This window comes from Aerosakkonema sp. BLCC-F183 (assembly GCF_041929145.1).
Taxonomy (GTDB): Bacteria; Cyanobacteriota; Cyanobacteriia; order Cyanobacteriales; family Aerosakkonemataceae; genus Aerosakkonema.
Genome location: NZ_JBHFNU010000040.1, coordinates 21,656 through 46,845, shown reverse-complemented (window position 1 = coordinate 46,845; position 25,190 = coordinate 21,656). Strand labels below are relative to the sequence as shown.

Below are 25,190 nucleotides of genomic sequence, written 5' to 3'. Positions count from 1 at the left end.
AAACTTAGGATGAATTTTGATGAAAAATTAGTTGAAATTTTAAAAGGGAAGTTTGAATACGAACAAAGTCCAATTTGTGCGACACCTTCAGGAAATTATTTTTGGTATCGCAAGCGCCAAGAAGTTATAAAATTGCTTAAACGCAATCTTAACTTGTTGCATCATAACCAAACGGAAAAATCAGTACCTTATCTGTTTGTCGATGTTGGCTGCGGCGAAAGCATCGATCTATTTTTAATTCGTCAATTTTTAGAAAAAAATTCGTCAGGTTGGCGTTTGATAGGTTTGGAAGCTGAGCCTACTGCATTAGAAGTAGCTAATCTTAAAAAGAAATATTATCATGTAGATAATGTTGATATAATACCTTGTGACGTTACCAAAACATTACCATTTAAAGATAGCGAAGTTAATGTAATTTATTGCTCTGAAGTGATCGAACATCTGATCGATCCAGAGTTATTTATAAAGGAAATCAAGCGGGTAACGAAACCAAACGGATACCTAATTATTACTACACCAAATGAACCAAATGTGTTTCAGGGTGCGTATTGGGATCGGAAACGCCGTGAAAATATGCGAGCGGAAATGCAGGCGATGAAGGATCAATCTCAAAAAGTCAATATAGAAACTGAAAATGTCTTCTTGCACGGCCATGTATCGTTAAAAACAATTAGCGAGTGGGATAATACTTTAGAAAAAATAGGTTTTAAAATAGTCGATCGCGGACGCGGTGCAGTCACATACGGGGCAACACCATTTTATGACAATGCGTGGATTTTAGGTGGTCGCTTTCTGCTAGAAGCATTTCTAGATCTACTACCGCGACAGTGGGTATGCAATCTGTCAGATCAATTAATTGGTCTATATAGACTGGAGAAATGATTGGGCAGTCGATCGAGCAGCGATCGCAACTTGAGGCAGTAGCAAAAATTAGCGAACATAATCAATAAATGTGGCTCGCGATCGCCAACCTCATACTTAATAAAAATTGATGGGAAGGAGAGATTTACTGGTATGTTAAAAAAATTGGATCGCAGTTCGATCGCATTATCGATAGTACTGCTAAGCGCGATCCCCACCATTCGATTTGCTAGCCCAAAAATAAAAGGCTCTTGGTTGGATACATTTCTTTATGTTTCTTGGGACGAAGGTCTCTGCCCTGTTACTCTACTCGTACTTCCCCTAGCTTTGCAGTAACTCAGGATGTCAAACATTACTAGACAAGGTAAGATTTACCTGTGTTTCCCTAACATCTTTGAATTTAAGGGGGGAATACAAGTTTATTCGGCTTTCTTCCTAGAGGCGCTCCAAAGTTTGTACCCCGATCGAAATTACGAAGTTTTTCTCAAACACGATACTCGATCGCTACCAGAAGTACCTTTCTTAGAGGGTACTAACTTTCACTTTACAGGCAAGTGGCCGTTGCCTTTACGAACCTTTGCTTTCGCTTCTCAAATTCTAGGATACGGTCTGTATCAACGTCCCGATTTAATTATCTTAACCCACCTTAACTTCACCCCCGTTGCCTACTGGTTGAAACGTTTGGCAAATATCCCATACTGGACGATCGCTCACGGTGTAGAAGCTTGGAATATCGATCGTCCAAGCTTGCAAAAAGGTTTGCAAAACGCCGATCGAATTATTTCAGTCAGCGGTTATACTCGCGATCGCTTACTCAAAGAACAAAACCTCGACCCGCTCAAAATTTCTCTCCTGCCTAACACCTTTGATGCCAGTCGTTTTCAAATTGCGCCCAAGCCGCCATATCTGATGGAACGTTATGGATTGACCCCAGAAGATGCGGTGATTCTCACAGTAGCCAGATTAGACAAAAGCGAACAATATAAAGGATACGATCGCATTATTCAAGCTTTACCGGAAATTCGGCGTTATATTCCCAAATTGCGCTACATTTTAGTAGGAAAAGGGGACGATCGCCCCCGCATCGAACAGTGGATCGCCAAACTCAACTTGCAAGACTGCGTTACCCTAGCCGGATTTATTCCCGATAGCGAACTTGGCGACCATTACAATCTTTGTGATGTTTTTGCCATGCCCAGCAAAGGCGAAGGATTTGGCATCGTTTACCTAGAAGCCTTAGCTTGCGGAAAACCTACCTTGGGAGGCGATCGAGACGGTGCGATCGACGCCCTTTGTCACGGCGAATTGGGAGCTTTAGTTTCTCCCGATAATGTAAGAGAAATTACGGAAACCTTAATTTCTATTTTACAGGGTACTTTCCCTCACCCTCATATGTATCAGCCTGAATTATTGCGACAAAAAGTAATCGATACTTTCGGCTTTGAACGTTATAAAAAAACTCTCTCAGAGTTGATTGAAAATTCTCCCATAGGAGTCAGCTAATGAAAGTATTGCATATTATTCCTTCCGTATCGCCGCGTCGGGGAGGGCCAACCCAAGTCGTTTTGAATTTAATTAAATGCTTGCGAGAGCAAGGAATTGACGCCGAAATTGCTACCACCAACGACAACGGCCCAGACGGACTTTACCCTCTAGATGTACCCTTAAATCAGCGAATTGAATTCGAGAAAGTGCCCGTTTGGTTTTTTGAGCAATTTTCGCCACCCGCCAAAGGAGTACAAATAGCAAAAGATAAAGGATTTGTCTTTTCCGCACCACTGACTCGTTGGCTTTGGGAACATATTCGAGATTACGATATTCTAGACAACCACTATCTTTTTTCGTATCCTTGTACTTGTGCCGGTGCGATCGCCAGATGGCAAAAAGTTCCTTACACCGTCCGCGCAATGGGTCAACTTACTCCTTGGGCGTTATCTCAAAGTCGCCTTAAAAAGCAAATTTATAGCTTTTTAATCGAGCGAAAAAATCTCGCTCGCGCCGCCGCTATTCACTGCACTTCCATCGGTGAAGCCGAAGATGTCCGCAACTTTGGCATTGAAACTCCCACAGCTGTTCTACCGCTTGGTGTGGAACCGCCAATTTTGCGACCCGCCGCTAAGCAGAAAATACGCGAAATTTACGGCATTGCTCCGCAAACGCCAATAGTGCTGTATCTTTCTCGCCTTCATTATAAAAAACGCCCGGATTTGCTGCTGCGATCGCTCAGCCAATTAGCGGAGCGAAACTGTGATTTCCATTTGATCTTAGCGGGTTCGGGAGAACCAGATTACCTCAGCTATTTGGACAACTTGATATCGTCGCTAAATTTAGCAACTCGCACCTCTATACCCGGTTTTGTCATCGGTGAAGATAAAGATTTGTTGCTGCAAGGTGCCGATATCTTTGTTTTGCCATCCTTTTCCGAAAACTTTGGTATTGCTGTTGGAGAAGCAATAGCATCTGGTTTGCCAGTAATTGTCACCCCGGATATCCAAATTTCGCAGGAAATTACTGCCTTTGAGACTGGGTTAGTAGTAGAGGGAGAAGTCGAACCTTTGGCAAATGCGATCGCCCAATTGCTAGAAGCTCCCGAAAAGCGCCAAAAATTAGGCGAAAATGGCAAGCGCTTGGCGAGCGATCGCTATTCCTGGCAGAAGATCGGCCACCATCTCGCCACCGTCTATACTTCCATTCTTCAGCAACAACCCATTCCCCCATATCCAGACAACTCAAAACTGAAATGCTCAACTGTTTTAGAAACAGAAAAATGAATTAGTTTTTTGAGGAAAATTAAATGATTAACTACAACTCGATCGAATCTCAAATCGATAACTTAGCTAAAAGCTTTGCCGAATCAAAACCCGTCAGACATCTCGTTATCGATAACTTCTTGCCCGAAGAAATTGCCACCCAAGCTTTTAGCGTCTTCCCCACAATTGAAGAAATGGATGTCTTAAAAGACTTCCGTCAAGATAAAGCTCAAGACCCCGCCATTAACAAATTCAATCCCATTTTCAGCGAGATCGTATTGCAACACCTGCACTCGCAACGACTTATCGATCTTCTTTCTCGAATTTCTGGCATACCCAACTTACTTTCAGATAACCAATTGTATGCCGCCGGACTCGCCCAAGGAGCAAACGGCAGCTTTTTAAACGTTCACTTAGATAACAGTTCTCACCCTGTTAATCCTTGGTATCGTCGGTTGAATTTACTGCTTTATTTGAACAAAAATTGGACAGAAGAAAAGGGAGGCCATTTGGAACTATGGTCGCCAGATATGTCCGAGTCAGTAGCAATTTTACCGAGCTTCAATCGCATGGTTATTTTCGCAACCGACAAACAATCTTGGCATGGCTATCGCCGCGTCAATACACCAGATGGCGATAGCCGCAAATCCATAAATCTGTACTTTTTTACAGAGGAATCTCCAGACGGAACAGACTACTACCACGTCACATCTTTCCGAGCGAGAAAGAATGAAATGCTCAACAAAATGCTTTATCCTGTAGACAATTTAGTTCGCTCTTTCGCTCGTGCTTTGAGACCGCAGAAAGATGCCCATGCTGTTCTTTACGATCGCAAAGGGAAAAAGGACTAATTCCTCAGCAATATCGAGCGCATACAAGTCTCAATCTCCGCATCCCTCCCCATCTCCCCATCTTTGGCGGTAGTTGTGGGAAACTTAGATCGGAATGCACTAGCCCCTCAAAAAAATGTCCTACTCTCAACGCCTGCTCCAAAAAGGTAATCGCCTGACTCGTTTTGCACATCAATCACGCTTTAGCGCCGTTTTGAATGTTCTTGGCAACACTCGATACGATCGAGCCTTAGATTACGGATGTGGCGACGGTTGGCTGCTCAGAACAGCATACGAGCAAAACACAGTAAAATCGGGAATAGGCGTTGATGTAGATCCCTATATGCTGTCAGCTTGCCAGGAAATATTCGCGGATATACCTGGCTTTCAATTTTGCAAACCAGAGGAATTATCGCAAAAAATACCGCCACAAAGTTGCGATATAATCTTCTGCACTGAAACGCTCGAACATATCGGTCATCCTGAAAAAGCTTTGCAGCAAATCTTAATTTATTGCAAACCAAAAGCCACAATGGTAATTTCTGTACCGATCGAGATTGGGCCATCGCTTTTATTGAAGCAAATGGGACGTTATTTTGCTAATAGAAATGGAAACTATGGTTACGAACCATATAAGTTAAAAGAGATATTTTCAGCGGCTATTCTATGGGATGCTCACAGTTTTACTTCTTCTCACTCTTTGCAGTCAGACTACACAGGCCACAAGGGATTTGATTATCGTAAAATAGAGAAAATATTACAAGAAAAAGTCAAAATCGAGCGGCGGATTTTCTCTCCATTTCCCTGGAGTGGCAGTTTCCTTAACAGCACGGTAATTTGGGTGTGTAGCGTGGAAAGTTAATAAACATTGGCTAGTGTGTTGAATCGCAAACGGAAGCGATTTAAGTTACTCTTGTTAGCAAGCACCGCCCTGACGGTGTTGCTAGTCATAATTCCGGTGCGACTGGCGATCGCTCATCTGCAAGCACCCCAACCCCAAGCTATATTCACATTGGGCGGAGGAATAGAGCGAGAAATTTTTACCGCCGAATTTGCCCTCGCTCATCCTACATTAGAAATTTGGGTTTCTACTGGCGTACCGACTTACAGAAGTAACGAGATTTTTCGCGCCTACGGTATTCCAGAAAGCAGACTGCATATAGATAGACGAGCAGTAGATACCGTCACCAACTTTACCACTTTAGTTGCCGATTTCAAAAGTCGGCATATGCAACATTTGTACGTAATTACCTCAGTCCATCATATACCGCGAGCGATGGCGATCGCTACCATCATTTTCGGCAGCCAAGGTATCGCCTTTACACCCGTTTCGGTGCCATCCGGCGAACCGACCGAATCTTGGCTTCGCATTTTCCGCGATGTTTGTCGTTCGTTGCTTTGGATTTTTACAGGTCGTACTGGAGCCAGTTTTTCTAATACATTGGAGGTTTGGCGATGAGGATACCTGCTAAGTACTGGATACCGGGTTCTCTAGTTGGTATTTTTATCGTGAGCGAGGTGACATTGCGGCTGGCTTTGGGTTTGGGAAATCCAGTTTTAGTACAAACTGACCCCGATACAGGCTATCGATTTAAACCAAATCAAAAAGTATTTCGATTTGGCAAGCACATTCAGTACAACCAATATTCTCAGCGTTCCGAACCGATTACGCCAAAAAAAACTCCGGGAAAACTGAGAATATTAATGACTGGCGACTCGGTTCTTAATGGCGGCAATCCCACAGATCAAAATCAAATTATTACAGAACTTTTTGAAGCAAAATTATCTGCATCCGGACATCCGGCAGAAGTTCTCAACGCTTCATCCGGTTCTTGGGGAATAGGCAATCAACTTGGATATCTGCGGGAATTCGGTACTTTTAACGCAGATGCCGTCATCCTGCAAATAGGTACTCACGATTTAACTCAGCCTACCAGTAATAGTGCGATCGTCGGCCATCATCCCTCTTTTCCCACTCATCCGCCGCTGCTGGCAATTCAGGAAGCTTGGACGCGCTACGCTTGGCCGAACTTAGCCTTTCGGTTAAAGCTGGGTTCTTTGCCGGGAGAACTTCCGCCTCCCACTTCTAACGATCCCGATCGGCAGTTCCAAGAGAATATGCAAAGTTTAAAACAGATAGTGATGCTGGTTCGCACACAAAAGATACCAGTATTTGTTTTATTTACCCCGAATTATGATGATTTACTGCCAAAACCAAAACAGCCCAAGTATAAATCCGAGTTTTTACGGTTGCTAAAAAGTTTACGAGTTCCTATGATTGACGCTCATGCGGCTTGGTCAACTTTACCACCTGGAACTGTAGAAACTTACTTTCGAGATTGGGTACATCTGACAGTACCAGCGCATCAAGCGATCGCGCAAAAACTGTTCGATCGACTTTGTGTAGGTCGCCAGTTAACAACCTGCTTACCTAAGAAGCCTCCTCCTTTACCGATCGTGCCTTAAAGAATCTTTTAGCCATTTGCTTCCGTCAGTAATGTAACGGTGGCGATATGTACAGCCAGCAAATCTGTTTACGTACAACAGCAAAAATACGGGTTGGCAACCCCGATCCATATTTATACAGTCTTTTCCCCAGGATCTCCGGAATAATAAGTGAGGGTTTTGTAGACTTTATAGGTAAACTACTTTACCCGCAAAGGCACAACCTATGAGGGAAAGAGAGTCAGAGCTAAACAAGCTCAAAAGAAAGCTACCTAATTCCGAATGCAGCAAGATCGCTCGCTGTCTGAAGAATTAAAATTTCGCCTTTGAATTGCAAAACTACCCCGAAAGGGCTGATCTCAGCTACAATCGGTCGCCTTGTGCTACAACCAATTGCACTGCCTTAAGTCCTTTCACCAAAACCAAAGGCTTGACTAGAAAGCGATACACCCCAGTGAGCTTTCGATTTGCCTACTCTGGGAACGGGGTATCCAACGGGGACATCTAAGTAAATTAATTCAGGGAAGGAGGTTTGAGACGCTAAAGATCCGGCTTCTCAAGACAGGTCTCCCCTTCTTTTGGCTGGGTATGAAAAAATAAATGGCTCCAGGGGAAGGGATGGCTCTAGTTGCGTCACTATTGTTTTGACCTCACGAAAGCTTTAGGGCATGATAAATGGGAATTCTACAAGGGGAACACAAGTTGTACCAGTTTTTGACTCACCGGCGAGGTGCCATAAGGAATGGAAATATTCCCAAACAGCAGCATTCAGTCAAACTATCTATTATTACGCAGTTTTATCCACCTGACTATGCCGCTACCGGACAGCTCATTGAAGAGCTAGCCTCGCAGTTGAGGCATTACGGTATGTACGTCCACATCTTCACAGGACAGCCAGGGTACGCCTTTCAAAAGGAAAGCGCTCCCAGCGAAGAATATAAGGACAAGATGTCGATCAGGCGATCGCGCTCATCTCGGCTTTGGCCCAAACGAATACGCGGTAAAGCGGTCAACGGTCTGTTATTCTGTGTGCGATCGGCAGTCCACTTACTGAAAACCTGTTGGAGAGGTGATGTTTTACTCGTCACCACTGCACCGCCTTTCTTACCTATTTTGGGCTACTTAGCTAATGTTTGGTTTGGATTGCCCTATGTATGTTTGCTGTATGACTTGTATCCGGATGTGGCGGTGGAACTGCAAGTCGTCCCCGTTCACCATTGGTTAGTTCGACTGTGGGATGTAATTAACCAACAAATTTGGAAAAACGCCCAAGGGGTAATAGTCCTCAGCCCCTCTATGAAACAGCGCATCGTCGCCAAGTGTCCGGAAGTCGCAGATAAAGTTGCCGTTATTCACAGTTGGGCCGATCCCGATGCGATCGTTCCGATGCCCAAACAAGAGAACTGGTTCGCCCAAAAGTACAAGCTGGTGGATAAATTTACGGTTCTTTATTCCGGTAACATGGGGCGCTGTCACGATATGGAGACAATTGTGGAAGTGGCGGAACTTCTACAAAACGAACCCATCCAATTTGTCTTTATAGGAGATGGCGCTAAGCGTCAAGCTTGTGAGGATAGAATCAGCGAGCTGGGTTTGACCAATTGTTTGTTTTTGCCTTACCAGCACAAGGAGAACCTTCCCTACTCCCTGACTGCCTGTGATTTATCTTTAGTTACCGTCAGTCCGGGAATGGAGGGATTGGTTGCTCCCAGCAAACTTTACGGTATTTTAGCGGCTGGGCGTCCGGTGGGAGTAATTTGTGAGGAACGTTCCTATTTACGCCAGCTGGTTGAAGAAGCGAAGTGCGGTGCTTCTTTCCGGAATAACGACGCGATCGGTTTGGCTAATTTTATTCGCCGTTTGGTTAGCGATAGCCAATTAGCCGATCGCATGGGTAAGGCGGGTCGTTCCTACCTCAAATCAAACTTTACACTGGACATTATTGCCCAAAAATATTCTGAGGTTTTGCTGGGCAAAGCCATAGTCACAGAACCCGAACCAACACCGCCAACTCCGATCGCCGTTAATCAAGCTCACTAATAATTACTTCGGCTTCGCAGATACCTGTTTCGGGGTCTGGCAGCAATTAAATATTTCGCCGCTACTCGTCTTGAGGATTGAGGCGAATCATCTCCCAAGTGGTGTAAGTTCCGATCGGACTCCAAATCGCGTAGGGAAGAAGCAACAAAGCTGCCCAGCCAGAAACAGTCGAGACTGTTATTGCTAAAATTACACCCAAAATCGAACCAATAGCACCAATAATAGTGCCTACTTTGAGACTGCGAAGCCTAAACATAACCGGGGTGTAGGCTACGATCGCAATCTCCACCAGAATATAAAAGGCCATCAGCCACCAAGTTCTAGCAGTTCCAGGGTTTTTTTCCCACACAATATAAGCTGACCAGCCACCGCAAATAAAAATAAATGTCCAAATCAAAGGGATAGCAAATTCAAATGTTAGCCATTGGGGACGCTGTAAGCGTTTGAACCACTTAACATCGCTAGGAGTAAACAAGTTGCTCCCCAGCGCAATTAATAAGCCTACCGCCGCAATTACCATCCAAGATTTAATCATTACCCTACCTTTACTTTTTGACGCCGACAGGCCACTTCTATAGAAATTTTCTCAAGTTAATAGCTCAGTTTAATCAGCCTGTGGTGATAATATTTATGGCATCTATCTTTAGATAGAAAATATAAAAAATTAAGCTCGGCTGTGTGGGCTTATTTTATGGTTTTTAGGAGTGCGATCGCGCTTTTCTTTTTACCGCAGATACACGCAGATAAACGCAGATGAAAAAAGGGCGAAGCACACTTGATAACCTTTCTATTTTGCTCTACCCATTCGTTCTTTTGCCAGGTCGTAAGCTGGATCGTGTTCGGCAAAGCTTACCACATACACCCGTTTAGGCGCTGGTGATTCGTAAACGCGATACACTAGCCGATAGGAAATTCCGCCAAAGTCAATGTCTAAGGTACGGAAGTCCTCTAAACGTCCTCTTAAATCGTGATTTGGGAAACCCTTACAACCGTAAGGATCGGCAGATAGGATAGGACGATATTCATCGCTAAAAGCTGTTATCAGTTCTGATGGGAGTGCTGGTAAGTCTTCAGTGATAACCAGGGGATGAATTTGGAAAATATATTTAGATTTAGCAGTTAATTCGACTCCTTATGCAATTGAATAGTGGCTGGAACGGAAGTTTTGTGTAGCGATGTCTTGCACATTTTTCTTGAACTGGCTGACAGTCATAATTTGCCATCCTTGTTCCTTCAATGCTTTAATTTCCGGATCGAATTCCTCATCATCTTCGACAATGGTAACGGCTTGAGTGGGAGCGTCAGGATATACAATGTTAGGCCAAGCTTCATCGGGTGTTTGGAGTGCTGATAAAGAAACTCGGTGGATGCGTCGCAATAAGTCTTGATGCGCTTTGCGATCGCTTGGCGCTACCTCTATTTCCATTTCCAAAGTTTTAACTAGGTATTCTAAGTCTTTAAGCACAGTTTCTAAGGGATGCTGTGTTATTTTCTCTGTCTGCTGTGGGATGATAACTTCTGACATGGCTAGATGTCTGCTAGTGTTTCAACTATTTTAACTGAATTGGTGTGGAGAAGGCGATCGCTCTTTTCTTTTCACCGCAGATGAAGACAGATGGACGCAGATAAACGCAGATGAAGAAAGAGCGATCGCGCCGCTTCGCTAACGCACTTCATTAAAGCACTACCAATGATTTATCTTCTTCCCAAGAAAGTGACGACTCAAGTTGTCCTAATTCGGCAAATGTTTTAGCAGCAAGCAAAACTTTCTGTAAATCAACACACATCTTAGCCTGGTAATTTCCCTCTTGTCCACCAACAACCAGCTTTTCTATTTCATCTGGTTTTGATAAATCTACTAAGTTAGTAAAACTGATGTTATCGAAAGTTACATTAACGATATATTTTCCGGATTCACCACTACCAATAGCCATATAAGACTCGTCATCATTGCCTAATGTGACTAGAGTTTTGCTTTTACCGTTTAAGTCACGGATGGCAGATTCTATTTGATTCCAAGTAGGATTTTCGAGAAATTCACCTTCATCTCTGTTGCTAACCCAGTTTTCTATTGATAGATTTGAAACAAACATTATTGCCTCCTTCTGTTTGGTGGTTTAATTGTGATTGTCTGCTGTTATGCTTTGCTTGGCGATCGCGCTTTCCTTTTAACCGCAAATGAACCACAAACTAATACTAATAAAAAATTTATCGCTGGTAGTTGACAATCGGCTGAGAGGTTGTTATTATTCAAATAGACAATTAAACTGACCAAACCCAGTGACTAGGGCGTAGTTAGGGACTACGGAAAGTCTTTAGGTTTTGACTGACCTGACCTGACTTGTTAGAATTGACTAAACTAACTTGTTAGAATAAGCTGTTTTCTCCTCCAAAAAGAGCGTCGAAGTAATAGTCACACTTCAGCGTCCTTGATTAGGAAAAAACCTTTTAGGGTCAAGGAACCGCTTTCTTTTACCCAAAAGAAAAGAATTTCATCCTGGCATCATTCGATGGTCAGTTTAATTTTCCCCAATTTTAGATATGAATCAAAGGCAACAGTGTAAGAGAATTAGATCGGATAATATATTTAAACAGTATTAAATTTTGTATTAAACTTTGTCAAAAAAGTAGAAAGCAGGGTCGGTATTGCCAACCCTGCTTTATTCTTCAAAAGTATTACCTCAAAATTTGAGCGCTTTTTGATTCTTAATTAAGATTATTTAGGCAAAAACAAACTTTCCAAAATTTCCTCTTTTACTTCGGAGGTAACATTAGCAGCACCGATACACTCCAGTAGCAGCTTATTAGCATCATAATACTGTTTAAGCAAATCTTTTTGCTTATCGCTGAACTGCAAATTGTGACCGATCGCTAATCTTAATTCCTTAAGCCAATTTTCACCGTTAGCTTTTCGCCAAGTGTCAAAACTTTCTTTTTCTTCCTTCGGATCTGGCATTTCAGCTTGTAACTTTTGCAGCGCTTGTTTCAGTTCAGGTTCAAAGTTAATAACAGAGATAGATGCAAGAACATTTGCGGGAGAGAGATGGGGATTAGCTTTAAAGGCAAGGTCAAGAGCAATATCATTAGCAATATCATTAGCACGACTAAAGTTAGTCGCAAACTGACGAGCTTGAGAACCTCCACGAGTAGGGTCAAAGTTACGAGCAAAAGCACTACCAAGAATACGGATTAAGGCAAGGTAAAAAGCTCTAACTTTTCTTGGTTTGTAAGAAGAATCAACTGGCAGAGATTTCTGTTTTACCCAGGTAAGAAGTTTCTGAAATTCCTCATTATCATTAACTAAGGAATCAATCTCTCCTTTCATCTGCCACAATACTTGAGTGGCTTCGTCAGCATTCATATTACTAACTGCCAATAAACTGTCTGCTGGCAATTGTTGTTCTACTATAGAATTATCTGTCAATAGCGCGTCTACAGCATTAGCAATTAAGTGCTTAACAAGCCAGTCACGGGTAGGAGAAAAATCCCGGTCAAAGTTCAGGTAAATTGCACCCAACAAAGCCTCGAACATCTCACCAAAGAGATCCTTCTGCTCACTTTCATCTTTGCCGTTCTCGCTTCTGCCAAGCAAACATAACTGCCTTAAATTCAATTTTCGTGCAAATTCATAAGCATTCTCTCGGCTTACAAGTTTACTTTTGCATTCAGTTAGCGTAAATTGACTAAAATTCGGGAATTTTTTATGTAAGTAGTCGATGACAACAGCACCAAGAATGGAGTCGCCTAGTATTGCTAGCCGTCTGTACTCGCGCTCCTGTAAGTCTTGTTGTTGCCGATTCAGGCTGGGGTTATCGTAGATGTACGAAGAATGAGTCAGAGCAATTTCAAGGAGCTTTGTTTGGTTAAAGTCGGGAATAGCGATCGCTTTTTTAACAGCCTCGATATTTATAGCCACCTTTGGATTGATCCTCCTAATTTTAGTAGTAAATTTTCATAGCCGTTCTGATTTCCAACAGCAACTAACGTGAACAAGGTTCCTGTCAGTTGGAAGTAGTATTACCTTCGGAATTACTTTTGCTCGGTTCATGGATAACAGACATTCTCTCACTGAGAATCACTCTAAATTTCTTTTTCAGAGTTTTGGGTACATCTAGCTTTTTTGTATACATTCCATTTTTAAATGTTTGAACTTCAGAATGAGAATAGTTGTCTTCAGTAGGTTCGTGTACTGCTTTCCACTCGTACAATGTGGTTTCATTTGTTCTTTCTGGTGCTGGAATATCTTTTACCTTGAATGTCAAAATGCCATACTCTCCATAGCTGGGGATTAATACATCTTCAGGTTCGCTATACTTTGAGCGATTTACAGAAAAATCTGGAAATCGAATTCCTGTTGGCATTACACGCCCTTCTACTATTTCCATTTCTTTATAGCGGAAGTAAAGTTTTTCCTCTGGTGAGAAATCTGGATCGACTGGGCGACCAGCGCGGTACATTCTTTCTGGGCGATCAGGATTGGAGGTAGACACGGATTCTTTCTAGTGAAATTTTAATTTCTTCTCGGTTAGGATTTACTTCCCATACATTCGGATTACCTTGACCATCAGAGATTACAGCTAAAATTTCGCCTGTGTTGAAACACTCAAGATCGGCATATTTTTTACCCCTTATAAAGCAAATTCCTACACCTTCCTCTACCGAGGGTGTAATTTGAGTAGGGGGAAAATTCATCTCAAATAAAACTGTGAGGGATTCTCTTCCCCAGAAGAGAGCTATTGAGTTTGGTGGATTAGCACCATAACTATCCCAGTTAGCTGGTAAATTTTCTAATTCTTGTAATTTTCCGATACTTTTGAAAAACCATGCTTCTTCGTCAGTCTTAGATATGTCAGCTTCTGGAATATAAGGTTTTACTGCCGATTGTTGTAATTCTTTGTTTTCACTCATAATGGCTTGCTGCCAGGTGCTTCTATTTTTAGAGATTGCTTTTTTAGGTAAAAAGCAACTATATTATATTTTACTACTACCTCTACTAAGAAGAGTAATAAAATGGTAGAGTGAGCAAAAAGCCCACCCTATCATTCTACCCAAAGATACCACCAAAAAACTCGATCGCTTCCTTCAAAGCCGCAATAAACACATCAATTTCTTCCCGCGTATTGTAGAAATACAAACTCGCTCTCGCTGTAGATTGCGCTTTGATATAACGGTGCAAAGGTTGAGTGCAGTGATGTCCGGCGCGAATGGCAATTCCGGCTTGATCTAATATTGTAGATAAGTCGTGGGGGTGGACTTCTCCAGCAGTGAAAGCAGCGAGTGCAGCTCTACCTTCGCCGTTACGATCGGGCTGTGGGCCATAAGTTTGGATTTGGGGAATTTGTCGCAATTGTTCAAACAAATAAGCTGTCAATTCTGCTTCGTAAGCATGAATTTTATCCATGCCAATATTGCTGAGATAATCGACAGCAGCACCTAGTCCTATTGCTTCTGCAATTGCAGGTGTTCCGGCTTCAAATTTATGCGGTAAATCTGCATAAGTAGAATGGTCTAAAAACACATCGGCAATCATTTCGCCACCACCCATAAACGGAGGCATTGCTTTCAGTATTTCTCGCTTACCGTAGAGGAAGCCGATACCAGTTGGCCCGCACATTTTGTGACCGGAAGCTACTAGCCAATCGCAATCGATCGCACGCACGTCGATCGGCATATGCGGCGCTGCTTGGCAAGCATCAATTAATACTTTCGATCCGTAGCGATGAGCGATTTCGCTAATTTCTTTAACTGGATTAATACAGCCCAGCGTGTTGGAAACGTAAACGGTAGAAACCAGTTTTGTTTGATCGGAAACCAGTGTTTTGAACTGTTCTAAATCGAATTCTTGGTTTGGTGTCAGTTCCACAAACTTCAGCACTGCGCCTGTAGTTTTAGCCACAAGTTGCCAAGGAACTAAATTGCTGTGGTGTTCCATCACCGAGAGAATCACTTCATCACCCGGTTGCAAATTTGTCAATCCCCAAGCATAAGCTATCAAGTTAATTGCTTCGGAAGCATTGCGGGCGTATATAATTTCTTCAGGTAAAGCTGCATTGACAAATTTAGCAATTTTTACCCTTGCGCCTTCATAAGCATCTGTAGCTTTGGCGCTGAGAGTGTGGACGCCGCGATGCACGTTAGAATTGTACTGTTCGTAGTAATTTCGCAGCGCGTCGAGAACGGCGACAGGCTTTTGAGAAGTAGCGGCATTGTCCAAGTAAACTAAAGGTTTGCCGTTGACTTCCTGGTGTAAAATGGGAAAGTCAGCACGAACGCGATCGGCTAATGTTTTTTCTTGAGTAAAAGTCATAGGAGAAGAGGGGCTAGGGGCTAGGGTCTAGGGGAAGAGGGAAAGAAAAATCAAAAGACAATTTTGCCTTACCCACTCCCCCATCACTATTAAATCGATCGACAAGCAACGCACTGAGAAAGCATTATTTCCACGGAAGTCAGCGGAATCAAGTTAATAATTTCCGCTGCAAAAGCATCAACCAGCAAATTGTAGGCGCTGACTTTATCTAAACCGCGACTTTGCAGATAAAAGATTTCCTCATCATCCAACTGACTCACCGTTGCGCCGTGCGTACATTTGACGTTATCGGCAATAATTTCCAGTTGGGGTTTTGTATCGACTCTCGCTTTTGGCGATAGCAGCAAATTGCGGTTGAGTTGTCCCGCATCTGTCAGTTGCGCGGCTTTAGCGACAAAAACTCTACCATTGAATACAATATGAGAGCGATCGCTAGCAATATTCTTCTGCAACTGACGAGTCGAACTGTGAGGACAATTCAAAATTATCTCACTGTGAGTATCCGCCAACTGTTCCCCAGAAATCATCGTCAAACCGTTGAGAGTGGTTTCTGTTTGTTCGCCAGTTTGACAGATTTCTAAATTATGGCGCGATATTTTCCCACCCATATTAATCGCATTGCAGGTATAGCGACTGTAACGCGCTTGGCTTACAGCCGTCTTGCCAATGTGAAAAGCTACCTTGCTATCTCGCTGAATGCGACTGTGGTTAACTTGGGCATTTTCTTCAGCCCAAATTTCCGTTACCGTATTCACGAAGTAGGGATTAGCATTGTTTACACACCAGTCACTAATTGTCAAGTAATCTTCAATCAAAGTTACTTGACTGTTAGTTTCTGCTACCACCAAACAGCGCGGCTGAGAAATGATCGGCGATTGACTTAGCGTAGAGATAAACAGCAGATGGATAGGCGTTTCAACGATTTGATTTCTAGCCACCCATACGACTGCTGCATCTGTCAATCCCGCCGTATTGAGGGCGGTGAAAACTTCAACTGCGCCTTGTTGCTTGCCTAAATAATTTGGCAAACGCGAAAGATAATTTTCAGGTAATTGAGTTAAATTACCAACGAATATACCACTTGGGATATTAGCAACCGAAGACAGTTGAGGCGCATAAATGCCATTGACAAAAACCAACCGACTGTCTGCTGCTTCCGAGAAAATCAGCGGTTTAATATCGGATAAAGGTAGAGATGGAATTGCACTCGTTTCCGGTAGCTGAAAATTCACCTGCAACAAAGGCGAAATATCGGTAAAGCGCCACGCCTCATCCCTTGTGGTGGGGAAAGTGTGTTCGAGGACGACAGATGATGCGCGATCGCGCAATTCCTCCATCACCCTCCCCGCCTGCGGGGAGGATTGGGGTGGGGTGGATTTATAAACCCGATCTAACAACTCCGCCAGATATGCATCCTTATTTGTAGAAGTTAAAACTTGACTACTCATCGCGCCGCCACCTCAGCTTCTTCTTCCCGCACCCAATCATAACCGCGTGCTTCCAATTCCAGCGCCAACTCCTTAGTTCCGCTAGTAATAATTCTGCCGCTTTCCATCACATGAACAAAATCCGGCACAATGTAATCTAGCAATCGTTGATAGTGAGTAATCATCAAAGTCGCATTATCGGGTTTTGCCAATTGGTTAACCCCATTCGCCACAATTTTCAGCGCGTCGATATCCAAACCAGAATCAGTTTCATCCAGAATTGCTAACTTCGGTTCCAGCAGCGCCATTTGCAGAATCTCATTCCGCTTTTTCTCACCACCAGAAAAACCTTCATTGACACTGCGACTCAAAAAAGCCGGATTCATCTTTACCACTTCCAGCTTTTCTTGAATTAATTCATCAAAATCAAACGCATCTAATTCCTCTAAACCCTGACTCTTGCGGCGGGAATTATAAGCAACGCGCAGAAAATCTAAATTACTCACTCCCGGAATTTCTAACGGGTATTGAAAAGCCAAAAATACACCACCCCGCGCCCGTTCTTCCGGTTCCATTTCCAGAAGATTTTGTCCCTGAAAAATTACCTCACCGCCAGTCACCTCATAAGCGGGATGTCCAGCCAAAACCTTGGAGAAAGTACTCTTACCGGAACCATTTGGCCCCATAATGGCATGAACTTCACCCGCCTTAATTTCCAAATTCACACCCTTCAGAATTTGATTCCCATCAACATTCGCCGTCAGATTGCGAACTGACAGAATCACCTCACTATTTTCAACAATCATGTTTCCTCTTTTCTTCCTTCGCGACCTTCGCGTCTTCGTAGTTCGTTATTTAATTTCAGACATAAGGTGGGCAATGCCCACCCTACAAAATATTTTGTGGATATTTTGTGGCACAGGCGTCTCGCCTCTGACTCGATTGCTAGCAGGCAAGATGCCTGCTCCACAAGAATTACCCGACACTTCCTTCCAACTTCAAACTCAACAACCTGTCAGCTTCCACAGCAAATTCCATCGGCAATTGATTGAACACATCCTTACAGAAACCGCTAATCATCATCGAGATAGCATCTTCTTGGGAAATGCCGCGTTGCGAGAAGTAGAATAATTGGTCTTCCCCAATCTTGGAAGTAGATGCCTCATGCTCAACTTTCCCGGTGTTATTCTGCACTTGAATGTAAGGGAAAGTATTCGCTTGGGCATTATCGCCGATCAGCATCGAGTCGCACTGGGAATAGTTTCTCGCACCTTCTGCTTTTGGCCCTATTTTCACCAAACCGCGATAACTATTTTGGGAATTGCCAGCAGAAATACCTTTGGAAATAATCGTGCTGCGAGTGTTTTTGCCGACGTGGATCATCTTGGTTCCTGTATCGGCTTGCTGCTTGTGATTGGTCAGCGCTACCGAGTAGAATTCTCCCACAGAATTATCGCCAACTAACACGCAACTGGGATATTTCCAAGTAATAGCAGAACCAGTTTCTACCTGCGTCCAAGAAATCTTGGAATTGACTCCTTGGCACAAACCGCGTTTGGTAACAAAGTTGTAGATACCGCCTTTGCCATTTTCATCGCCAGCGTACCAGTTTTGCACTGTAGAATATTTGATTTCGGCGTTATCTAAAGCAACTAATTCTACTACCGCTGCGTGCAATTGGTTGGTGTCAAACATGGGCGCGGTACAGTTGTGGACGGCAATTCCGCGCACCAGGTAGCTGTGAGTTTCGGCTACATCAATGTTGAAAACTAAATCGTCCCACGGTTCGCGAGTAATTTCTTGTATGGGTACTAGGAAATGCGTTTCCGTTTGCCGTACCATATCCCAAGTTTTATCTGCTGTGTAGCCGACGTGGTATGAAGGTTGACGGTAGATGGTGCGTTCTGACTGGTTGGAGAATTTTGCCTCTCCACCCGGACGAGTTTGAATCCAGCTATGAACTCCCAGACGGTTGAGAAGCATCTGCACTTGCTGGGCTAGGGCTTCGGAACTGGTGCAGTAGCGAACCATTTGGGAACCGTTACGTTCGCACACATTCCCATCTCCCGCTAAATAAGCATCCAGCAAAATCTTGGTTTGTCTTGTTCCCAAGTTCATCAATTCAGGGCTGAGGGTTTTGGAAGCCGCCCCTTTACCGCAGTGGTGTGCAAACCAATCCGAGTATTGCTGGGAGTAGAAGCTCAGTCCCAAACCGTTGCGATCGGGTTGTTCGGTGAGATAAGCTTTCCGTCCGGTAACTGTTTCCACCAACTGGCGGGCGCGATCGGCTAAAGTTTTTTCTGCTAGTCCGAATGACAGTTGGTTCGTATACTGCCGATTAGCTTGGTTGTAATAAGTGCTGCCTTCAGCCAGGTAATAACCCAACAGTTCCACTTCTGCATCGCTGAACTGCTCGTTCTCCTGCACATACAGTTTTGGAACGAGAACGAAATCTCCTTTTTCCAAATCTCCCGCTTTTATCCATTCTGGTTTGGCTGCAACCAGTTTTTTCGTATCGACTTCTGGCAACCAGCCGTTACGCGGCTGGCGTTTCGTCACCACTTGAGAACGCTTAATTGCCAGTACAGGATGTTCTGGTGTCAGTCGGAATGCGTTGTATCGAGACACCGGACGAATAGTAATCATTTCGCCTTTGTGGTGTCGCACCATCGCTGCACGCACTTTCTGGACTTTTCCATCGCGATCGTAAACCGTGTCACCAGGCTTCAGGCTCTCGATGTTAACCCATCCGTCTGGAGTGGAAACCTGTTCGCCTGCTGGGTGGCAACCTTCCAGGTAGCTGACATAACTGCCTTCTTCTGCTATAATTAGCGTCCGCTCGAATTGCCCGGAGTCGCCTGTGTTGATGCGGAAGTAGGTGGACAATTCCATCGGACAGCGAGTGTTTTTGGGTATGTAAACGAAGGAACCATCGCTGAAGACGGCTGAGTTGAGGGCGGCGTAGTAATTATCTGCGATCGGCACTACGCTGCCAAGGTACTTTTGCAGCAACTCCGGATATTCTTTCAAAGCTTCCGAGATGGAACAGAAGATCACGCCTTCCTTGGCTAACTTTTCCTTAAAGGTAGTCGCAACGGAAACGCTATCGAAGATGGCGTCTACGGCTACGTTGGAAAGGCGCTTTTGCTCGGATAGGGGAATGCCTAGCTTCTCAAAGGTTTCCAACAAGGCAGGGTCTACTTCCTCCAAGCTGTTGAGCTTCTTGGGCTTTTGCTTGGGAGCCGAGTAATAGATAATATCTTGATAATTAATTGGTGGATATTTTACTTGGGGCCAGGTTGGTTCAGCCATCTTCAGCCATTGCCGGTATGCTTTGAGGCGAAACTCCAGCATGAATTCTGGCTCGTTTTTCTTGGCTGAGATCAGACGAATGATATCCTCGTTAAGACCGCGAGGAATAACGTCTGCCTCGATATCGGTGACAAAGCCGTATTTGTAAGGCTGATTGACTAAGGTTTTGACGGTGGCACTCATGTTTATCGTGTTCTCTCGTGTTCTAAACAAATCTCTAAGGATGGCAGATGTGTGGGCTGCGATCGCGCCGGTGAGGTTGGATGCCAACACTTGCCCCCAGGCATTACAATAGACTTAAACAACAAATTTGTTGCTCAATTCTATTTTAAAGTACATTAACAACAATTAAGTTGTCAAAGTCAAATTTAGGTCGTTGACCGATCGCCAGCCGCTATGACCACCACTCAGCAACCCTCTACTCCCTCTACTCCCTCTACTCCCTCTACTAAACAAGACATCCTGCAACATTTGATGAAGCGGGGTCAAGCAACGGCACAGGAGTTAGCCGATTCGCTGGACATCAGCCCGCAAGCAATTCGCCGCCATCTCAAGGATTTGGAAGCAGAAGAGCTGATCGAGTATCAATCGGTACAGGTGGGCATGGGGCGTCCCCAGCACGTCTATCGTTTGAGTCACAAGGGACGCGATCGCTTCCCCAACAGTCACGGTAGATTTGCAGTTGCTCTCCTGGATACAATGGCAGAAACCCTCGGTCACGAGCAGGTAGATCTAATACTACACAAACAATGGGAGCGCAAGGCACTCGAATATCGCGATCGCGTCGGTACGGCTTCCCTCCAAGACCGCATTCTCAAGTTAGCGGAACTACGTAAAGCCGAAGGCTACATGACCGACTGGTATCCTATAGAAACTGATGGTGCCAAAAACGGCAATTGTTTTCAGTTCATGTTCATCGAGCATCATTGCGCCATTTCCGATGTTGCCGAATCTTTCCCCAGTGTTTGCAGCCACGAATTAGATATGTTTGTCAATATTTTCCCGGATTGTACGGTAGAGCGCACCCACTGGCTCATTAATGGAGAGCATCGCTGCGGTTATCTAATTACAAAAAAAACTAAAATTTAAAAAATTATATGAACGCACCACAACAACCCGGAACTCAATTTTTAACTCTAGAAGAATCAGCCAACGTTGATGCTGCTCTCTTAGCTTCTCACGAGAAATTTTTAACGAGATTAACTATTTCATCTTTAAAGTTGTTGAAACATATTGCCCAAGAGTACGGCGTTACTGTTGAAGATTTGACAACTCCACAAATCATTGCCTGGTTTGAGAAAGATGGGAAAATACGTCGAGAGCAAGGTAGTGAGGCGGCGTTTCTGAAGTGGTAAATTTTGATTAGGATTTTTTATTTTACACGCGATCGCTCTCGCATTTCTACCAAAGCGAACCCGCCGATACGGTAATGTCTTGCATCGTAATTCCAAAAGCTTCATCGCGACAGAGAAATAGTGCTAATGCGCCGATCTCTTGAGGCTGAATCATCCTCTTCTGAGGATTAGCCTGTTTTGTGGCACTAATGTAATCTTCTAAACTCTGGCCACTGCTTTGGGCCAGTTCTGCCATCCAGTTTTTCCCCAAGTCGGTTTCAACCCAACCCGGACTGATCGCATTACAGGAAACGCCGTGAGCGGCACCTTCCAAGGCCACACAGCGGGTTAAAGCTACAACTGCCGCTTTGGAAGTACAATAGGCAGGATTCGTGGCAGAACCGACTGAGGCAGCAGTGGAGGCAATATTGATAATCCGACCCCATCGGCGCGAAATCATTCCCGGCAGACAAAGCTTTATGGTGCGATAGACACCATTGAGGTTAATATCGATGACTTGATGCCATAGCTCGTCGGGATGTCCGCATATTGTCTGTTCTAGACCGATTCCCGCAGAATTGGCTAGGATATCTACTTTACCGAAGTTTTCTACTACAGCATCGTAGAAAGCTTGCACCGAGTCAGTAGATGTCACATCAAGGTCGATCGCCAGCGCCCTAACTCCCCGTGCTTCAATTTCCGCTTTGCATGGACTCGTGCTAGCAGAACGAGAGCCGATCGCCACATCAGCCCCACCTTCAGCAAAGGCGAGAGCCATCGCCCTGCCCATACCAGAGGCTCCGCCCGTTACCATAGCGACACGACCTGTCAGAAATTTTTCTTTGCTCATCTCCCAATCCAAAAGTTATATCTAAAATGGCAATGCTTTTATAAATTTTCTAGCTCTGGGGATTTTATGGGTACCTGTGGGATTAAAAGAGAAGTATCTTGAATTGGCGGAAGTGGCTCTTCTATTTTGACAGGCTCTGTAGCTTCAATCTTAACATTCATGCCGCTTTCACCCACTCCCATTCCTGCTTCTCCAACAGCGACTGGTTCTGGATTCAATTTCAGGATAACCACTCCAATTATTATTAGTAAAATAGCTCCTATTTTTAAGGGACTGGCCGACTCATTGAGCAAAAAAATTCCTATGGTTGCGATCAAGGCTGTTCCCAAACCAGACCAAACCGCATACACGACACCCAACTCAATTTTTTTGATGGCAAGCGTCAATATAATAAGACATAAACCATAAAAGACAAACATCAAAACAGAAGGCAATATTTTAGAAAATCCTTCTGATAATTTCATGCAACTCGTGCCGATTACTTCTAGAATGATTGCCAATATTATATATATCCAACTGCTCATTGTGTAAGTGTTTTTGTAGTGTGTTTTTAGAGTTTGTTTTGTTTTGAACTGCTTTTCTATGACAATAGCAGTTCAGAATGCAAAATTCAAGGTGGGACGGCTCTGCCGATCCAGCCTGAAGCCGTCCATTTCAAACGATAACACTCGATCTTGGGGAAATATTCGTCTAGACAGGCTTTCAGTTTCATAGATTCATGTTTGTTTGAGAAAAGCCGATGGGGTTAAAAAACTATTATCAGTCAAATATGAAAAGAAAGTGGCAATCAATTGGCTATCTACTGGCGGACAAGAGATAGATGTATGATTCAGTCCTTCTAAAGTATTTTTGCAGTCAAATAACATCGCCATTGAAGTCATTTCTAGATAAGTTAGCAAACTGTTGGGGATTTGTTCGGTAAAGAGAGGCAACATAACTCCCAAACCTGTCTGTTGGGAATTCATTGCGACTTTTCTCAATTGCGATTGCCACTGGCTGTATTCTATTAGTTCGATCGCGTAACCAAGAGCGCAAATTTCCTTGACGAAATTACTCAAATGTAAAGGCTGAGGATGAACTAAATGAAAAACTTGCCCCAACAATTCTTTCTGCTTCGATAAATAAACAATTGCTCTGCTAACATAATCGACAGGAGTCATATCTATTGTGATATCCAAGTCGGGCGCACTACCTTGTTCGATAAACTGTTCGATTAGGCGACATAGCATATCCTGAGTGTTAAATACACCAGTTTGACTATGTGCGCTAATCATTCCTGGGCGATAAATAATAACTGGAATTCCTCGCGATTTAGCAGTTTCCAGCATTTTTTCAACCACCCATTTACTTTGACAGTAACCACCATAAACAACTTCGCAATCATCCAGGCTATCTTGTTCTTCAATTTTTCTCTTCTTTCCAGAATATCCTGTCGATTCAAACACTCCTAGCGAAGAGACGTAATGTACGGGTTTGAGTTTAATTTGAGTGGCTAATCTCAATATTTCCTGAGTTCCTTGCACGTTGGTAGCTCGTAAGGCGGGATAGGGATAAAGTAGATTCACATCAGCACCAGCGTGATAGATGAGATCGATTTCACTGGCTAGATAGTAAAAATGCTGTTCCTCCAGTCCCAAAAGCGGCTGTGATAAATCACCAATTATAGGAATAATTCGAGAATTGAAACTTTGATTTTCCAGTGAATAACGTTTGAGGTTTTTTTGGATTTTATGTTTGCCTTCGTCGCTTGTATTGCAGTTACGAACTAAGCAATAAATTGTGGCTGCGGTTTGGTGAAGGAGTTCATCGAGTAAAAAGGCTCCTAAAAATCCAGTTGCCCCCGTCAAAAAGATTGCATCTGGTTCAGTTATAAGTGGAGTGGAGTTAGAAAGAGGGCAAATACTCGATTCTAGAATTGCTTCTTGTTGTAAATCTTTGACATTTATTCCTTCTAAAAGAGCTACTTCTGAGTGACGAAATGTTTCGATCGCTTCCGCAATCCCAACAATCGTCGGGTTTTTTAATAGGGAATGCAGGGGTAAATTGACTCCAAAAGTGTCTTTCAATTGGGAAAGTAACTGCATTATCAGTAAAGAATGTCCTCCCAACTCAAAGAAATTGTCCCGAATGCCAATGGGATGCACGTTTAGCACTTGCACCCAGATATCAGCCAACTGTTTCTCGACAGGGGTACGGGGTGCGACAAACTCTTGCGCCAAAATGGGTCTATCTTGAGTGGGTGCTGGAAGCGATCGCCTGTCTACCTTACCATTAGGAGTGAGGGGGAAAGTATCTAGAAACACAAAAGCCGAGGGAATCATATATTCTGGTAACTTCTGTTTGAGGAAGTTCCGCAGTTTTGGTACCAGAGCTTCCTTGCTTTGCATCGGGTTATTGGCGTAAGCATACCAAGGTTTGAGGTTTGGTTGTGTATTTATGGCAGGAATAACCTCGTTTACGGTTGTTTCTATTCCTTCTCGCACCAAGATTGCGTCATAGCAGCCGTTAGCACCATCTCCCGACCAAGTAATGTAGATTTTATAAGGGATTTCGGATTGCAAAGACCACCAATCTTCTGGTTCTATTCCTGCTAGCTCGATTGCCGAACGCAACTCACCTACAGTTTGGCGAAAATGAGCGCCAGACAGCAATTCGATCGCTTTAATATCTCCCCACATCCGTGCATTAGGAATTCGCTTGATTCTCAATCTTTCTGGATTGGTTTCTTTGATTCGCTCTCGGATAGCAGTCAATGTTAAATTATCCTGCTGCCAATCTAAATCTAAGGGATTTGCGATCGCCAAAGAAGTCTTTTTACCCAGATGGAGAACCACATCGTAACGATATCGAGTCAACTCATTTTGATAGCGTCCCCGTTTGATTTGAATTTCCACATGGCTAATTTGGGGGAGATGTTGCCGAAGGGCGATGAAAAAAGCTGGATCGATCGTCAGTTTCTTTTCTTCGGCTATCCGTTCTTCGATGCGTTAGAATGAGATGACTTGATTTGACCACAATCAAGTCGTTCCGATGC

General features: G+C 43.7%; 24 protein-coding genes and 2 pseudogenes. 11 read left to right on the top strand and 15 right to left on the bottom strand.

All coding sequences use genetic code 11. From position 1 onward, the window contains the following. The first annotated feature begins 9 nt into the window (after positions 1-9). The 9 genes from ACE1CD_RS09715 (at position 10) to ACE1CD_RS09675 (ending at position 8,926) form a co-directional block, all read left to right on the top strand. Positions 10-882: a class I SAM-dependent methyltransferase gene (locus tag ACE1CD_RS09715; RefSeq protein ID WP_374796795.1), complete on the top strand. Its 873-nt coding sequence runs from the start codon at positions 10-12 to the stop codon at positions 880-882. Between the two features lie 132 nt (positions 883-1,014). Beyond that, positions 1,015-1,197 (top strand): hypothetical protein, encoded by a 183-nt coding sequence (locus ACE1CD_RS09710; protein WP_374796797.1) that lies wholly within the window; start codon positions 1,015-1,017, stop codon positions 1,195-1,197. A 6-nt stretch (positions 1,198-1,203) separates the two neighbouring features. Further along, positions 1,204-2,364, top strand: a complete 1,161-nt coding sequence (locus ACE1CD_RS09705; protein ID WP_374796799.1) for a glycosyltransferase family 4 protein — start codon at positions 1,204-1,206, stop codon at positions 2,362-2,364. Beyond that, a complete protein-coding gene (locus ACE1CD_RS09700) occupies positions 2,364-3,632 on the top strand; it encodes a glycosyltransferase (protein WP_374823557.1) in 1,269 nt (422 codons plus the stop codon). The genes ACE1CD_RS09705 and ACE1CD_RS09700 overlap by 1 nt, the downstream gene beginning before the upstream one ends. A gap of 23 nt (positions 3,633-3,655) precedes the next feature. Next, complete coding sequence (locus ACE1CD_RS09695; RefSeq protein ID WP_374823554.1) at positions 3,656-4,462, top strand: 2OG-Fe(II) oxygenase; 807 nt, start codon at positions 3,656-3,658, stop codon at positions 4,460-4,462. A 115-nt stretch (positions 4,463-4,577) separates the two neighbouring features. Then, positions 4,578-5,303, top strand: a complete 726-nt coding sequence (locus ACE1CD_RS09690) for a class I SAM-dependent methyltransferase (RefSeq protein WP_374823552.1) — start codon at positions 4,578-4,580, stop codon at positions 5,301-5,303. 15 nt (positions 5,304-5,318) lie between these two features. Beyond that, entirely contained in the window at positions 5,319-5,900 is a 582-nt protein-coding gene (locus tag ACE1CD_RS09685) for a YdcF family protein (protein ID WP_374823747.1), read from the top strand. Beyond that, complete coding sequence (locus tag ACE1CD_RS09680; protein ID WP_374823549.1) at positions 5,897-6,907, top strand: SGNH/GDSL hydrolase family protein; 1,011 nt, start codon at positions 5,897-5,899, stop codon at positions 6,905-6,907. Before ACE1CD_RS09685 ends, ACE1CD_RS09680 begins: the two co-directional genes overlap by 4 nt. A gap of 654 nt (positions 6,908-7,561) precedes the next feature. Then, a complete protein-coding gene (locus tag ACE1CD_RS09675; RefSeq protein ID WP_374823546.1) occupies positions 7,562-8,926 on the top strand; it encodes a glycosyltransferase family 4 protein in 1,365 nt (454 codons plus the stop codon). A gap of 61 nt (positions 8,927-8,987) precedes the next feature. On the opposite strand, the gene ACE1CD_RS09670 is transcribed toward ACE1CD_RS09675, so the two are convergent. The 12 genes and pseudogenes from ACE1CD_RS09670 to ACE1CD_RS09615 form a co-directional block, all read right to left on the bottom strand. Continuing rightward, entirely contained in the window at positions 8,988-9,461 is a 474-nt protein-coding gene (locus tag ACE1CD_RS09670) for a TspO/MBR family protein (protein WP_374823543.1), read from the bottom strand. 597 nt (positions 9,462-10,058) lie between these two features. Further along, positions 10,059-10,451: a hypothetical protein gene (locus ACE1CD_RS09665; protein WP_374823541.1), complete on the bottom strand. Its 393-nt coding sequence runs from the start codon at positions 10,449-10,451 to the stop codon at positions 10,059-10,061. A gap of 151 nt (positions 10,452-10,602) precedes the next feature. Continuing rightward, positions 10,603-11,019: an Imm1 family immunity protein gene (locus ACE1CD_RS09660; RefSeq protein ID WP_374823538.1), complete on the bottom strand. Its 417-nt coding sequence runs from the start codon at positions 11,017-11,019 to the stop codon at positions 10,603-10,605. 623 nt (positions 11,020-11,642) lie between these two features. Next, complete coding sequence (locus tag ACE1CD_RS09655) at positions 11,643-12,842, bottom strand: ribonuclease III domain-containing protein (protein WP_374823535.1); 1,200 nt, start codon at positions 12,840-12,842, stop codon at positions 11,643-11,645. Positions 12,843-12,927: 85 nt separating this feature from the next. After that, positions 12,928-13,416 (bottom strand): hypothetical protein, encoded by a 489-nt coding sequence (locus ACE1CD_RS09650; protein ID WP_374823532.1) that lies wholly within the window; start codon positions 13,414-13,416, stop codon positions 12,928-12,930. Further along, positions 13,397-13,834 (bottom strand): hypothetical protein, encoded by a 438-nt coding sequence (locus ACE1CD_RS09645; protein ID WP_374823529.1) that lies wholly within the window; start codon positions 13,832-13,834, stop codon positions 13,397-13,399. The genes ACE1CD_RS09650 and ACE1CD_RS09645 overlap by 20 nt, the downstream gene beginning before the upstream one ends. A 136-nt stretch (positions 13,835-13,970) precedes the next feature. Next, a complete protein-coding gene (locus tag ACE1CD_RS09640; protein WP_374823527.1) occupies positions 13,971-15,233 on the bottom strand; it encodes a SufS family cysteine desulfurase in 1,263 nt (420 codons plus the stop codon). A gap of 89 nt (positions 15,234-15,322) precedes the next feature. After that, a complete protein-coding gene (gene sufD, locus ACE1CD_RS09635) occupies positions 15,323-16,681 on the bottom strand; it encodes a Fe-S cluster assembly protein SufD (RefSeq protein ID WP_374823524.1) in 1,359 nt (452 codons plus the stop codon). Beyond that, positions 16,678-17,466, bottom strand: a complete 789-nt coding sequence (sufC, locus tag ACE1CD_RS09630; RefSeq protein WP_374823522.1) for a Fe-S cluster assembly ATPase SufC — start codon at positions 17,464-17,466, stop codon at positions 16,678-16,680. Before sufC ends, sufD begins: the two co-directional genes overlap by 4 nt. A 169-nt stretch (positions 17,467-17,635) precedes the next feature. After that, positions 17,636-18,502 carry a Fe-S cluster assembly protein SufB gene (gene sufB, locus ACE1CD_RS09625; RefSeq protein WP_374823744.1) on the bottom strand — a complete coding sequence of 289 codons (867 nt, stop codon included), beginning with the start codon at positions 18,500-18,502 and terminating at the stop codon, positions 17,636-17,638. Between the two features lie 63 nt (positions 18,503-18,565). Further along, positions 18,566-18,778: pseudogene (locus tag ACE1CD_RS09620) on the bottom strand (LAGLIDADG family homing endonuclease); the annotation flags it as partial. A 666-nt stretch (positions 18,779-19,444) separates the two neighbouring features. Continuing rightward, positions 19,445-20,155 (bottom strand): annotated as a pseudogene (locus tag ACE1CD_RS09615) (Fe-S cluster assembly protein SufB); the annotation flags it as partial. A 213-nt stretch (positions 20,156-20,368) separates the two neighbouring features. Between ACE1CD_RS09615 and sufR the strand changes: the two are divergent. After that, entirely contained in the window at positions 20,369-21,061 is a 693-nt protein-coding gene (gene sufR, locus ACE1CD_RS09610; RefSeq protein WP_374796827.1) for an iron-sulfur cluster biosynthesis transcriptional regulator SufR, read from the top strand. Between the two features lie 8 nt (positions 21,062-21,069). After that, the gene (locus ACE1CD_RS09605; RefSeq protein ID WP_374796829.1) at positions 21,070-21,327 is read left to right on the top strand and encodes a hypothetical protein; all 258 of its coding nucleotides are present in this window, start codon (positions 21,070-21,072) and stop codon (positions 21,325-21,327) included. A 46-nt stretch (positions 21,328-21,373) separates the two neighbouring features. Here ACE1CD_RS09605 and ACE1CD_RS09600 read toward each other — a convergent pair whose 3' ends face one another. The 3 genes from ACE1CD_RS09600 to ACE1CD_RS09590 form a co-directional block, all read right to left on the bottom strand. Further along, positions 21,374-22,156, bottom strand: coding sequence for an SDR family NAD(P)-dependent oxidoreductase (locus ACE1CD_RS09600; RefSeq protein WP_374796831.1), 783 nt, complete (start codon positions 22,154-22,156; stop codon positions 21,374-21,376). A gap of 38 nt (positions 22,157-22,194) precedes the next feature. Then, on the bottom strand, positions 22,195-22,680 hold the full coding sequence (locus ACE1CD_RS09595) for a DMT family transporter (RefSeq protein WP_374796833.1): 486 nt from the start codon (positions 22,678-22,680) through the stop codon (positions 22,195-22,197). 192 nt (positions 22,681-22,872) lie between these two features. Beyond that, complete coding sequence (locus ACE1CD_RS09590) at positions 22,873-25,050, bottom strand: thioester reductase domain-containing protein (RefSeq protein WP_374823519.1); 2,178 nt, start codon at positions 25,048-25,050, stop codon at positions 22,873-22,875. Positions 25,051-25,190: the final 140 nt, after the last annotated feature.